The organism is Pantoea stewartii, assembly GCF_011044475.1.
Lineage (GTDB): Bacteria > Pseudomonadota > Gammaproteobacteria > Enterobacterales > Enterobacteriaceae > Pantoea > Pantoea stewartii.
On record NZ_CP049115.1, the window covers coordinates 1688061 to 1702198 of the forward strand.

The following is a 14138-nucleotide window of genomic DNA, read 5'->3' on the forward strand; positions in this document are numbered from 1 at the left end:
AGCAAAATGCTGTAAATCATTCCCACTCAATCGTCGCCGGTGGCTTACCGGAAATGTCATAGACCACGCGGGAAATGCCGTTCACTTCGTTAATGATACGATTGGACACGCGGCCCAGGAAATCATACGGCAGGTGCGCCCAGTGGGCAGTCATGAAGTCGATGGTTTCGACCGCACGCAGTGAAACGACCCAGTCGTATTTACGGCCATCGCCCATTACGCCCACGGAACGGACGGGCAGGAACACCGTAAAGGCCTGGCTGACTTTATTGTAGAGATCGGCTTTATGCAGCTCTTCAATAAAGATGGCATCCGCACGGCGCAGCAGGTCACAGTACTCTTTCTTCACCTCACCCAGTACGCGTACGCCCAGACCCGGGCCCGGGAACGGATGGCGATAGAGCATATCGTACGGCAGGCCCAGTTCCAGACCGATCTTACGCACTTCGTCTTTAAACAGCTCACGTAATGGCTCGACCAGGCCCATCTTCATCTCTTTTGGCAGGCCGCCAACGTTGTGGTGCGATTTGATGACGTGCGCTTTACCGGTGGCAGAGGCAGCGGATTCAATCACATCCGGATAGATGGTGCCCTGTGCCAGCCACTTCACGTCTTCCAGGCGCAGCGCCTGCTCGTCAAAGACTTCGACGAAAACGCGGCCAATGATTTTACGCTTCGCTTCAGGGTCACTTTCTCCGGCCAGCGCATCCAGGAAGCGCGCTTCACCATCGACGTGAACAATGTTCAGACCAAAGTGATCGCCAAACATATCCAGCACCTGCTGCGCTTCGTTCAGACGCAACAGACCGTTATCCACGAAAACGCAGGTCAGATTTTTACCAATCGCACGGTGCAGCAGCATCGCGGTCACAGAGGAATCGACACCACCGGACAAGCCCAGAATGACTTTGTCGTCGCCCACCTGTGCACGCAGGCGCTCAACGGCATCCTCAATGATTTTGGCCGGTGTCCAGAGCGCTTCACACTGGCAGATATCGATAACGAAACGCTCCAGCATGCGCAGGCCCTGGCGCGTATGGGTGACTTCCGGGTGGAACTGCACGCCATAGAAGCGCTTCTCTTCGTTCGCCATAATCGCAAACGGACAGGTTTCCGTGCTGGCAACGGTGACGAAGTCAGCCGGAATCGCGGTCACCTTGTCACCGTGACTCATCCAGACATCCAGCAACGGTTTGCCTGATGCGCTGATAGCATCCTCGATATCGCGAATCAGTGCGCTGGCGGTGTTCACCTCTACCTGCGCATAGCCAAATTCGCGCTCGTTAGAGCCTTCGACCTTACCACCCAGCTGCATAGCCATGGTTTGCATGCCATAACAGACGCCCAGCACGGGCACGCCAGCCGTGAAAACGTAGTCAGGTGCGCGCGGACTGTCGTGTTCGGTGGTGCTTTCCGGGCCACCCGACAGGATGATACCGCTGGGATTGAACTCGCGAATCTGCGCTTCGGTAACGTCCCAGGCCCAGAGTTCACAGTACACGCCAAGCTCACGGACGCGACGCGCCACCAGTTGCGTGTATTGAGAACCAAAATCGAGAATCAGAATGCGGTGCTTATGGATATTTTCCGTCGTCATTGAGGGTTTTCCAAAACGGTGACTTGATAAAGTAAAGCGCCCGGCTGTCGCCGGGCGGGAAATCTTGCGGGGTTATGAACCCATGCGGTAGTTCGGCGACTCTTTGGTGATGGTCACATCGTGCACGTGGCTCTCATTGATGCCCGCACCGCTGATACGGACGAATTCTGCTTTAGTGCGCAGATCGTCAATGGTCGGGCAACCGGTCAGACCCATACATGAACGCAGACCGCCCATTTGCTGATGCACGATCTCTTTCAGGCGGCCTTTATAGGCTACACGGCCTTCGATGCCTTCCGGCACCAGCTTGTCAGCGGCGTTGTCGGTCTGGAAATAACGGTCTGATGAACCTTTAGACATCGCACCCAGTGACCCCATCCCACGATAGGATTTAAAGGCACGGCCCTGGTAAAGTTCGATTTCACCCGGCGATTCTTCTGTACCTGCCAGCATAGAACCTACCATGACACAGGAAGCACCTGCCGCGATGGCTTTGGCGATATCACCTGAGAAACGGATACCGCCGTCAGCGATAACAGGGATGCCCGTGCCTTCCAGCGCCGCAACAGCGTCAGAAACGGCGGTGATCTGCGGAACACCGACACCGGTAACGATACGGGTCGTACAGATGGATCCCGGACCGATGCCCACTTTAACGGCGCTTACGCCCGCTTCAACCAGCGCCAGCGCACCCGCGCCAGTCGCCACGTTGCCGCCGACGATTTCGAGATCAGGGTATTTCGCGCGGGTTTCCCGGATGCGCTGCAGTACACCTTCAGAGTGGCCATGAGAAGAGTCGATCAGTAAGACGTCAACACCGGCAGCCACCAGTGCATCCACGCGCTCTTCGTTGCCCGCACCGGCACCGACAGCAGCACCCACACGCAGACGGCCCTGCGCATCTTTACAGGCATTAGGCTTACGTTCGGCTTTCTGGAAATCTTTTACGGTGATCATGCCCAGCAAATGGAAGCTGTCGTCCACGACCAGGGCTTTCTCGACGCGTTTTTCGTGCATTCTTTGCAGAACAACGTCGCGGGCTTCGCCTTCTTTCACCGTCACCAGACGCTCTTTCGGCGTCATCACGGCAGTGACAGGCTGGTTCAGATCGGTCACAAAGCGCACATCGCGACCGGTGATGATGCCCACCAGTTCGTTTTTCGCGTTCACCACAGGGTAACCAGCAAAACCGTTGCGCTCGGTCAGCGCTTTAACTTCGGCCAGTGTGGTGGTGGGCAGTACGGTCTGTGGTTCGGTAACCACGCCGCTTTCATGTTTTTTGACTTTACGGACTTCGTCTGCCTGGCGTTCAATTGACATGTTTTTATGAATGAAGCCCAGACCGCCTTCCTGTGCCAGCGCAATCGCCAGGCCCGCTTCGGTCACGGTATCCATCGCAGCAGAAAGCATGGGAATGTTCAGGCGAATATTTTTGGTCAGTTGCGTGCTGAGGTCGGCCGTATTAGGCAGGACGGTGGAGTGAGCAGGAACGAGCAGGACGTCGTCGAAAGTGAGTGCTTCTTTAGCGATTCTTAACATGGCAATACTCCACCTCGGGTGCGTGAGAATAGATAAAATATTGCCGCGGCATTATACAGGGCGTAATCGATTGCCTCCACTAGTTTTTTAGAAAAAGTCTTGATCCGCGCAACAGGGCCTGTAGTATCGACTAATTAACCTACTGATTTGGAATTTGATCTTCGTCACATGTCGCTGCCACCGAACGCCAATATTTTTACCGTAAGTCGTCTCAATACCACAGTGCGTCAGCTGCTGGAAAATGAGATGGGCCTGGTGTGGCTGAGTGCCGAAATCTCTAATTTTACCCAGCCGGCTTCTGGCCACTGGTACTTCACGCTGAAAGATGATGGTGCACAGGTGCGCTGCGCGATGTTTCGCAACAGCAACCGTCGTGTGACCTTTCGCCCGCAACATGGTCAGCAGATTTTAGTTCGCGCCAATATCACGCTGTATGAGCCGCGCGGCGATTATCAGCTGATTATTGAAAGTATGCATCCCGCCGGTGAAGGCTTGCTCCAGCAGCAGTTCGAACAGTTGAAAGCAAAGCTGGCGCAGGAAGGCCTGTTCGCACCAGAACATAAGAAGCCCTTGCCGCAACCGGCAAAGCAGGTCGGCGTCATAACGTCTGCTACCGGCGCGGCGCTGCACGATGTACTGCGCGTGCTTCACCGTCGCGATCCCTCACTACCGGTCGTGATTTATCCCACCGCCGTACAGGGCGTAGATGCGCCTGCCGCGATCGTACGTGCGATTGAAATCGCTAACCTGCGGGCAGAGTGCGACGTGTTAATCGTGGGACGCGGCGGCGGTTCGCTGGAAGATCTGTGGAGCTTTAATGACGAGCGCGTGGCGCGCGCTATCTTTGCCAGCCACATTCCCGTGGTCAGTGCTGTCGGGCATGAAACTGACGTCACTATTGCTGATTTTGTCGCTGACCTGCGCGCCCCAACGCCATCGGCTGCGGCAGAAATTGTCAGCCGTAATCAGCTTGAGCTGTTGCGTCAACTTCAGTCACAGCAGCAGCGGCTGGAAATGGCAATGGATTACTATCTGGCGCGTCAGCAGCGCCTGTTCAGCCGTTTAGATCATCGCCTGCAGCAGCAACATCCGCAGTTGCGCCTTGCGCGCCAGCAGACCCTGCTGTTCCGGCTACAACAGCGCCTGGGCGATGCGATGGAAACACGGCTTCGCCACGCCAGCCGTCAGCAGGATCGCCTGGCACAGCGGCTGGCCCAACAGCAGCCACAAGAACGCCTGTATCAGGCACAAAAAAGTCTGCAGAACTGGCACTATCGCCTGCAGCAGGCCATGGAAAAAATGCTTAACCGCGATAAACAACGTTTTGGTCAGCTTGCCGCGCAACTGGAAGGCGTCAGCCCGCTCGCCACGCTGGCGCGGGGTTTCAGCGTTACGACGGATACCCATGGACAGGTCGTGAAAAAAACTGGTCAGTTGAATAAGGGCGATCGGTTACGCACCCGCCTTGATGATGGCTGGGTTGAAAGCCAGGTCACGCAACTTATTCCTGAAAAACCGAGACGAAAGAAAAGCATTTCTTAACTATACTTCCTGGTACATCCCTCATGCCAAGGAGTCTCAAATGGCTTTCAGCGTTATTCCTCCCTATATTCTTCGCAAGATTATCGATCACGGCACCGGCCACCAGCAGGAGCAGGCACGTCGTACACTGACCCATGTTCAGCACCTGATGGCTGAACACTGGAAAAAGACGGCAGCGCCAAAAACCACGCAGGCCGGGAAGATTGAGCGTGAAATCTATGATGCCAAAAACCAGGAAACATTACCTGGCACGCTGGTGCGTAAAGAAGGCCAGTCTTCAAATGGTGACGTTGCTGCCGACGAAGCCTGGAACTATCTTGGTGTCACACACGACTTTTTCTGGCAAATCTATAAACGAAATTCTCTGGATAATCACGGTCTGAAACTAGCTGGGACGGTTCACTACGGTGAGAAGTACCAAAATGCGTTCTGGAACGGTCAGCAAATGGTGTTTGGCGACGGTGATGGCGAAATCTTTAACCGCTTCACGATTGCGATTGATGTGGTGGCGCATGAGTTGTCGCACGGCGTCACAGAAACCGAAGCCGGTTTGATCTATTTTGAACAGGCCGGTGCGTTGAACGAGTCCATGTCTGATGTGTTTGGTTCGCTGGTGAAACAGTTTAGTCTGAAACAGACAGCCGATAAGGCCGACTGGATCATCGGTGAAGGGCTGCTGGCAAAAGGCATCAATGGTAAAGGTCTGCGGTCAATGTCACATCCCGGCACCGCTTACGATGACCCGATGCTGGGGAAAGATCCTCAGCCAGGCCACATGAAGGACTATATTAAAACACGTGAGGATAACGGCGGTGTGCACCTGAACTCCGGAATTCCTAATCGTGCCTTTTATCTGGCCGCAAAAGCCCTGGGCGGATATGCCTGGGAGCGAGCGGGTCAGGCGTGGTACGACACGCTGTGCGATAAAGATTTACATCAGGATGCGGACTTCAAAGCCTTTGCACAACTCACCGTGCAGCATGGTAAAAAGCGCTTCGACACCACGGTGGCGAGCGCAATTGAACAAGCGTGGAAAGAGGTAGGCGTGTTATGAGTCAACTCCCCGAGCTCACCGATGACGCAACGATTGTGGTAACGCAAGAAGGCGGCTTTGCTTTTATTCCTGGCTTACGGAATGAGCGTCGATTTCCGTTGGGCGAACTTCCGCCTCCCGAAAAAGCGCACGTCTGTCAGGTACTGGAACGGGCGATGCCTTTGGGCGAACCCGAGGAAAAAGCAGCAGAGGTGGGACGCGGGGATCAACGTTACTTCCGCATCCAGATTCAATATGCCACGCGCCAGCAGTCCGGCACGGTCGTCATACTGGTTCCCGAGCAACAGGCACCGCCAGAACTCAAGTCGCTGTTGCGCGACGGTAAGTAACAAAGCCGCCTTCTCAGAAGGCGGCTTCGGGTTTGCCCTACGACACGTCTTATGAACCCGCAGCTTATCCTGTCGGGAAAACGGGTTTTCCGTTACGCAAAAAAAAGGGCCACGATGGCCCTTTTGTTTTATCGTCGCTTATTTGCTGTCTGGCAGCGCATAAGCAATCACATAGTCACCACGATCCGGCGACTGGCGTGCGCCGCCCGCGGAAATCACGATGTACTGTTTACCGGTTTTCGGTGAGACATAACTCATCGGTCCACCCTGACTGCCGACAGGTAAACGGGCTTTCCAGACTTCTTTACCGGTGGCGCTATCGAACGCGCGCAGGTAGTAGTCCTGAGTACCGGCAATAAACACCAGTCCACCCTGCGTCGCCAGCGTACCGCCCAGCGTCGGCATGCCAATAGGCATTTTCGCGCGCATTTTGATGCCGAACGGACCGGTATCTTCTACCGTACCTACCGGCACCTGCCAGACGATTTTCTGGGTTTTCATGTCAATCGCAGACAGGGTACCAAACGGTGGCGCCTGGCAAGGAATACCCAACGGTGACATAAAGCGGTTTTTGTTCACGGCATAAGGCGTGCCTTTCAACGGAACCGCGCCCATACCGGTATTAATGGCTTCCCCCCCGTTGCTGCCACGTGAAATTTTGCTGGTATCAACCGGGATCATCTGTACCCACAATCCTAAACGCATGTCGTTAACAAACAACAGGTTGTTATTCGGATCGGTGGACATACTGCCCCAGTTCATCCCGCCCAGTGAACCCGGGAAACTCAGCGACTTATCAGTGCCAGGTACGGTAAACAGGCCGTTGTAGCGCATTGACTTAAACGCGATACGGCAGGCCAGCTGATCGAACGGGGTTGCGCCCCACATATCCGACTCTTTCAGCGTCTGATTACCAATCATCGGCATACCGGTCGAATGCGGCTGGGTTTTTGTATATTGCTCGTTCGGGATATCACCCTGCGGCATCGGCAGCTCTTCAACCTTGGTGAGCGGCTTACCGGTCAGACGATCCAGCACAAAAATCATGCCGGTTTTACCGCCAATGACGACCGCAGGTTTAGTGCTGCCATCCTTCATCGGGAAGTCGATCAGGCTGGGCTGCATTGGCAGGTCGAAGTCCCACAGATCGTTATGAACGGTCTGATAAACCCACTTCTCTTTACCGGTTGTCGCGTCCAGCGCGAGTACCGAGGCTCCATATTTATGGTCCAGCGCGGTACGATTGGCTCCCCACAGGTCAACGGAGGAGCTGCCCATAGGAATGAACACGGTGTTCATGGCCGCATCGTACGACATCGGCGCCCAGGAGTTCGGCGTACTGCGCGTATAGTCCTTGCCAGGCATCAGGATGGCATTAGGATCGACATTGCCCGGGTCAAACGCCCAGCGCATTTTACCGGTGATCACATCAAAACCGCGCAACACGCCGCCAGGCATGTCGGTTTTCACGTTATCCGCCACGCGGCCGCCCACGACCACCGTGGTTCCGGCAAGCGTTGGGGCTGAGGTCAACTGATAAAGCGGATCCGGCGCATCACCTAAGCCCGCTTTCAGATCGACGATGCCATGATTACCGAAGCCTTCACAGAATTCACCGTTGTCGGCGTTGATCGCAATCAGGCGCGCATCGATAGTATTCATCAGAATACGGCGCTGACAGCTGTCTCCTGCCGCCAGCGTTACGGCCGGTACTGGCGTTGAGCCGGGCTGCGTTGGCTGGTTCAGCGGTTTCGTCGCGTCGAAATAGGCCAGACCACGACAGCGCGGCCAGACTTCAGCCTGTGCGTTGATTTCACGCTTCCAGATCTGCTTTCCACTGTCTGCTTCGACGGCGATGACATTATTGTGCGGCGTGCACAGGTAAAGTGTATTACCGACCTGCAACGGCGTTTCCTGATCTTCCGCACCGTTACCGGTTGGGCTTTCGGGAATGTCCCCCGTACGGTAAGTCCAGGCAACCTGCAGATCCTTCACGTTGTCACGGGTTATCTGATCGAGCGCGACAAAACGGCTGCCGCCAGCGGTATTACCGTAGTTATCCCAGTTTTGCTGTTGCTTCGATTTCTCTACCGGAATCAGCGGCAGTTCAGGACCCGTTGCCGCCACGGTTGGATGCGGCTGGAACATCTGGACTAATGTAGCCACCATACCCACGGCGATGACGGCAGACAGCGCATAAGAGAGTTTTGCCAGCGAAGGTTTATTCTCGCGCTTGCGTAAGGCGGGCCAGGTAAGGAAGGCCAGAATCATTAAACCGGCGGGCACCATCAGGCGAGAAACCAGTGGCCAGAAGACCAGGCCAGCGTCCACCACCGCCCAGACTAAAGTCCCTACAAATGCCAGCAGGAAAAGCACAACCGCTGAGGATTTTGCCCGGAAAAACTGAATGGCTGACAGCACGATAACGATGCCCGCAACCAGGAAATACCAACTGCCGCCAAGCGTTGCGAGTTGTCCCCCGCCAACAGCAAAGAACAGGCCGGTTGCCAGTAGCACCAGCCCGAGCAGCACAGACCATATTCTCAATCCTTTACCGGATCGAGAGGATGTTTCAGCCATAACACTTACTCTCCTGATAAACAAAGTCCGCTCTTTCGCCCGCCGCTTTTCGCGCGTATCGCGGTTAACGTTGCAGGTTAATGAGACGGCGTTGTTTTAATTCCAATTAAATCAGACCTGCGTCCATGAAATGAATGATATGTTTCCGGAGGAAGCCAGAGCAGGCGATACTCCGTCATGACGCGGCGAAATTGTACCACCTGGTACGTTATGCAGTGAAGTTTTAAACCTGTTTGTTACTAAGCAATAGCATTTTCGCTACAAATTTTTACGCTGGATAAGGCCACGCCGATCCAGAGAGTAGCCCAGCGGACAACTAAAGTGATGTTTTGAGCTTTTAAGGGGGCGAGGATGTACGTCAGTCGGTATCGGGAAAGTAAACCCGCATGCTGGCAGACGTCATCGGTCACCTCGCCTCAGTCACGTAAGGGTTGATGACAATCGGGACAGACAGGCACCCTGTGACAGCGGATATCCCATCCTGTGCAGTGGACCACCGCTGTCGGGGACGAAATGTCCGCAGTTCTGGCGCAGCGTTTTTCACCATTGTGTAAATAATCACAATGCCAGGGCAAAAAAAGAGGGCCATCTGGCCCTCGATTAGTTAACGCTTATTTTTCTTCATGTGCGCCATCAGACGCTTACGCTTACGCTGTTGCGTTGGCGTTAACAGGTTACGCTTGCCTTCATACGGGTTTTCACCCTCTTTAAACTGAATGCGGATTGGCGTGCCCATTACGTTCAGAGAACGACGGAAATAGTTCATCAGGTAACGCTTGTAGGAGTCCGGTAAATCTTTCACCTGGTTGCCGTGAATCACCACAATCGGTGGGTTATAGCCACCCGCGTGGGCGTACTTCAGCTTAACGCGGCGACCACGCACCAGCGGTGGCTGATGGTCTTCTGCCGCCATGTTCATGATGCGCGTCAGCAGCGAGGTGTTTACACGCTTCGTTGAGCAGTCGTACGCTTCGGTTACCGATTCAAACAGGTTGCCTACACCGCTGCCATGCAGCGCAGAAATAAAGTGCACGCGCGCAAAGTCGATGAAGCCCAGACGGAAGTCCAGCGTCTCTTTGACTTCATCACGCACTTCCTGCGACAGACCATCCCACTTATTCACCACGATCACCAGTGAGCGGCCGCTGTTCAGGATAAAGCCGAGCAGTGACAAATCCTGATCGGAAATGCCGGCGCGCGCATCGATCACCAGCATTACCACGTTAGCGTCTTCAATCGCCTGCAGGGTTTTGATGACCGAGAATTTCTCCACCGTATCGGTGATTTTGCCGCGCTTACGCACCCCGGCGGTATCGATCAGCACATATTCACGATCGTCACGTTCCATCGGGATGTAGATACTGTCGCGCGTGGTGCCTGGCATGTCATAAACGACCACGCGATCTTCACCCAGAATGCGGTTAGTCAGCGTAGACTTACCGACGTTTGGACGTCCGACAATCGCCAGCTTGATCGGCAGTGTGGTCGGGTCGAAATCGTCCTCTTCTTCCTCTTCCTCACCGTTCGCTTCTGCGGCTAACGCGGCCCAGTAGGCTTCGTTTTCATCTTCTTCGGTGACTTCTACGGGATCAACCTTTTCCATCCACGGCAGCAGCGCCGTCTCCAGCAGGCTGGTCACACCACGGCCGTGGGACGCGGCGATAGCATAAATCTCCCCCAGACCCAGTGAATAGAAATCCACAATCGCCTGATCCGGATCGAGCCCGTCCGTTTTATTCGCGACCAGGAATGTCGCTTTTTGACGTGCGCGCAGATGTTTTGCAATTTGCTGATCGGCGGGCATCATGCCTGCACGGGCATCCACCATAAACAGCACCACGTCGGCTTCTTCAATCGCCAGCAGCGACTGTTCCGCCATACGCGTTTCAACACCGTCTTCGGTGCCATCAATACCGCCGGTATCAATAACAATGAATTCGCGCCCTTCCACTTCGGCGCGACCATATTTGCGATCGCGAGTCAGTCCAGGAAAATCCGCTACCAGCGCATCTCGTGTGCGAGTTAAACGGTTAAACAGCGTAGATTTTCCCACATTGGGACGCCCAACCAGCGCGACCACAGGTACCATAACAATGCCTCAATAATGTATTAATTCGCCCGAATGGCGTGATTATAACGGCTTTAGCCGTTCAGTTCAGGCTTACGGCGCAAAGGATACCATGCCTGACTAAAAACGAAACGGCCCCTGATGAAATCAGGAGCCGCTGTGCCGGAAGGATAACCCTGCCTGACAACTTACCCGTTAGCGGGTAATGGCATAAACTTCACCATCTTTCGACTGAATCAGCAGCTTGTCGCTGGCGACAACAGGCTCAGTCTGGAAGCCCGAGCTGTCCAGTTTTTGCTGGGCAACAAAGCGGCCATCCGTGGTGTTCAGCCAGTGCAGGTAGCCTTCGCCGTCACCGACGACGATGTAGCCATTATACAGCACCGGTGAGGTCAGATTACGATGCAGCAGCTCGCTTTGACGCCAGATAGCGACACCGCCATCCGCATTCAGGGCAATCACACGATCGTCCTGATCTACCAGATAGATACGCCCGGCATCGACAATCAGATCTTTCACGCCGCCAATTTCACGTTTCCACAAAATCTGCCCTGAACGCAGATCCAGTGCGGAAAGGTTGCCATTGTACGCCAGCGCGTAAACCACACCATTTACAATGATCGGCGTGGTATCCACGTCGCTCAGGCGGTCGATTTCCGTCGCCCCGCTCGGCTGTGAAATACGCTGCTGCCAAATCAACTGGCCCTGATTCATGATCACGGCGCTGACGCGTCCGTTGTCGCCGCCCACAATCGCGCCACCAAAGGCAACTGACGGGGCTGATTCACCGCGCAGCGACAGCGCAGGCATGTCCAGGTTCACGGTCCACTTCACCGCCCCGGTCGCCTGATCCAGACCCTGCAACATACCGTTACTGGTATGAATCAGCACCAGGCCATCGCTGACCACAGGACGCGACAGCGCTTCGCCAGCCGCTTTAGCTTGCCATACAATCGAACCATCACTGGTGTTCAGGGCATAAACCTGACCGCGCTCACTGCCGATATACAGGCGATCGCCGCTGACGGTAATACCACCGGACAGCATGGCAGACAGGTTTTTAGAGAAGAAGCCGGTTTTCTCAGAGAGGTCGACTTTCCATTTTTCTTTGCCATCCGCTGCATCGAGCGCTTTTACGATACCAAAGCGGTCAGCCGCATAAACGGTGCCGTCTTGCCAGGTCGGATGCAGGTTGGAATAGAAATCGCCAATCCCGTCGCCCACGCCTGTACTCCATACTGTCTTCGGCGTGAACTGGTTTTCCACTTTCGGCAATGGGGCCATTTTCACTACATCTTCTTCGCCGCTGAACAGCGAGCAACCGCTGAGCAGGGTGACTGAAATCAGCCCCGGCAGCAGGTATTTACGTAATTCCATGCGCTCTCTCTTGACTGGCTTAGCTTAAGTTATTCATCTTCATCTGCATCATTTGCTTCAGCGCCGGAGACGCGTCAGATTCGACGCCTTTACTCCATGCATCGCGCGCGCCCTGCTTATCGCCTTTGCTCAGCAGCGCTTCGCCGCGGATGTCAGCCACAATGGCTGTCCAGCCATCACCCTTCACACCGTCAAGGGTTTTAAGTGCCGCATCAGCCTGATTCTGTTGCAGTTGAATGCGTGCCAGGCGCAGGTTAATTACCGCCTGCAGATTGGCATCTTTGGTGTCTTTTAATCCGTTTTGCAGCAGGCTCTCGGCCTTGTCCAGCTGATTGCTGTCGACATACTGCTTCGCCAGATCCAGCGCCGCCAGGGCACCATAGGTGTTGCTGTTTTCGCGGGCAAACGTGTTAACGGCTTCCAGCGTTTCAGGCTTGCTGACCTGCATGGCGCTGGTGAGTTTCTGGTACTCAGCCGACACGGTTTTAGCAGAGTCCTGCTCATGGCTCGACCAGTAACGCCAGCCACCTAATGCAGCAATACCGATAACCACACCAATGGCTAATGCTTTACCGTTGTTGGCGAAAAAGCGACGCAGCGCATCAACCTGTTCGTTCTCATTGCTATACACTTCCACGCAATCCCTCTCCTTTCAATGGTTGTGCCATAACGCGCTTACTGTAACAGCGTGCGCAGTGCAGCCGCAGCATCCGCCTGCGCCAGCGTTTGCTGTTCGCCATTGCGCAGATCTTTAATCACGACCTGGCCGGCTTTCTGTTCATCTTCACCCAGCACCAGCGCCACGCGAGCGCCCCACTTATCTGCGCGTGCAAATTGCTTCTTGAAGTTCCCGCCGCCGAAGTTAGTCATCAGCTTCATGTCGGGCAGCTGATCACGCAATTTTTCGGCCAGCTGCATTGCCGCTGACTGAACGCCCTGACCTGAGGCGATAACATAGACATCGACATTACGCGCGGGTTCAAATTCTGGGTTCACCGCCTGCACTAACAACACCAGACGCTCCATGCCCATGGCAAAACCGACACCTGGCGTCGCACGTCCGCCCAGTTGTTCGACCAGGCCATCGTAACGTCCGCCGCCGCACACGGTGCCCTGCGAGCCGAGGCTGTCGGTGACCCATTCAATCACCGTGCGGTTGTAGTAATCGAGCCCACGTACCAGGCGCTGATTCACCGTGTAAGCGATACCGGCATCATCTAACAGCGCACGCAGGCCATCGAAGTGGGCACGTGATTCTTCATCGAGGAAGTCACCAAGCTGAGGCGCATCGTTCAGCAGCGTCTGAATATCCGGGTTTTTACTGTCAAGCACGCGCATTGGGTTGCTGTACATGCGGCGTTTGCAGTCCTCGTCCAGCGCCTCTTTATGCTGTTCCAGAAAGGCAACCAGCGCCTCGCGGTAACTGGCGCGCGCGTCAAGTGAACCGATAGAGTTCAGTTCAAGGCGCACATGGTCGGCGATACCTAACGCTTTCCACCAGCGGGCGTTCAGCATAATCAGCTCGGCATCAATATCCGGCCCCTGCAGGCCAAAGACTTCCACACCAATCTGGTGGAACTGGCGATAGCGCCCTTTTTGCGGACGCTCGTAGCGAAACATAGGGCCCATGTACCACAGGCGCTGTTCCTGATTGTAAAGCAAGCCGTGTTCGATACCGGCACGCACGCAGCCTGCCGTCCCTTCCGGACGAAGCGTCAGGCTTTCGCCATTACGATCGTCAAAGGTGTACATCTCTTTTTCAACCACATCGGTGACTTCACCGATTGCACGTTTGAACAGGGGAGTTTGCTCTACAATAGGTAAGCGAATTTCGCTGTAACCATAACTCGCCAGCACGGACTTCAGGACATCTTCAACTCGTTGCCAGATGGCCGTATCCGCAGGCAGAAAATCGTTCATCCCGCGAATCGCTTGAATATTCTTCGCCACGTTAAAATCTCTTAATGCAAAAAAACCTGTCCGGCATCATACCTCATGAGGATGAAACCGCACAGGCTCAGCTAAAAAAGTCGTGCATGCCGTACGCGCAAA

Annotated in this window: 10 protein-coding genes; 3 read left to right on the plus strand and 7 right to left on the minus strand. The window is 54.9% G+C overall.

Annotated elements, in window-relative coordinates:
• Nucleotides 1-16: 16 nt before the first annotated feature.
• Both guaA and guaB read right to left on the minus strand, forming a co-directional pair.
• Nucleotides 17-1597, minus strand: a complete 1581-nt coding sequence (gene guaA, locus G5574_RS08030) for a glutamine-hydrolyzing GMP synthase (protein WP_006120616.1) — start codon at nt 1595-1597, stop codon at nt 17-19.
• 72 nt (nt 1598-1669) lie between these two features.
• Nucleotides 1670-3136 (minus strand): IMP dehydrogenase, encoded by a 1467-nt coding sequence (gene guaB, locus G5574_RS08035; RefSeq protein ID WP_033740877.1) that lies wholly within the window; start codon nt 3134-3136, stop codon nt 1670-1672.
• Between the two features lie 168 nt (nt 3137-3304).
• Between guaB and xseA the strand changes: the two genes are divergently transcribed.
• From xseA to G5574_RS08050, 3 genes are read left to right on the plus strand one after another with little or no spacing between them, the layout of a single operon-like run.
• Nucleotides 3305-4678 carry an exodeoxyribonuclease VII large subunit gene (gene xseA, locus G5574_RS08040; RefSeq protein WP_033740995.1) on the plus strand — a complete coding sequence of 458 codons (1374 nt, stop codon included), beginning with the start codon at nt 3305-3307 and terminating at the stop codon, nt 4676-4678.
• 40 nt (nt 4679-4718) lie between these two features.
• Nucleotides 4719-5732: a M4 family metallopeptidase gene (locus tag G5574_RS08045; RefSeq protein ID WP_033740879.1), complete on the plus strand. Its 1014-nt coding sequence runs from the start codon at nt 4719-4721 to the stop codon at nt 5730-5732.
• Nucleotides 5729-6061: a protealysin inhibitor emfourin gene (locus tag G5574_RS08050; RefSeq protein ID WP_033740881.1), complete on the plus strand. Its 333-nt coding sequence runs from the start codon at nt 5729-5731 to the stop codon at nt 6059-6061. Before G5574_RS08045 ends, G5574_RS08050 begins: the two co-directional genes overlap by 4 nt.
• A 138-nt stretch (nt 6062-6199) precedes the next feature.
• Here G5574_RS08050 and G5574_RS08055 read toward each other — a convergent pair whose 3' ends face one another.
• The 5 genes from G5574_RS08055 to hisS all read right to left on the minus strand — a co-directional run bounded on the left by G5574_RS08055 (nt 6200) and on the right by hisS (nt 14036).
• Nucleotides 6200-8641: a glucose/quinate/shikimate family membrane-bound PQQ-dependent dehydrogenase gene (locus G5574_RS08055; protein ID WP_164482456.1), complete on the minus strand. Its 2442-nt coding sequence runs from the start codon at nt 8639-8641 to the stop codon at nt 6200-6202.
• A 604-nt stretch (nt 8642-9245) separates the two neighbouring features.
• Entirely contained in the window at nt 9246-10730 is a 1485-nt protein-coding gene (gene der / locus G5574_RS08060; RefSeq protein WP_164482457.1) for a ribosome biogenesis GTPase Der, read from the minus strand.
• A gap of 174 nt (nt 10731-10904) precedes the next feature.
• Nucleotides 10905-12086, minus strand: coding sequence for an outer membrane protein assembly factor BamB (bamB, locus tag G5574_RS08065; protein ID WP_006120622.1), 1182 nt, complete (start codon nt 12084-12086; stop codon nt 10905-10907).
• 19 nt (nt 12087-12105) lie between these two features.
• Nucleotides 12106-12723 carry a YfgM family protein gene (locus tag G5574_RS08070; RefSeq protein ID WP_006120623.1) on the minus strand — a complete coding sequence of 206 codons (618 nt, stop codon included), beginning with the start codon at nt 12721-12723 and terminating at the stop codon, nt 12106-12108.
• A gap of 38 nt (nt 12724-12761) precedes the next feature.
• A complete protein-coding gene (gene hisS / locus G5574_RS08075) occupies nt 12762-14036 on the minus strand; it encodes a histidine--tRNA ligase (RefSeq protein WP_006120624.1) in 1275 nt (424 codons plus the stop codon).
• Nucleotides 14037-14138 lie beyond the last annotated feature (102 nt).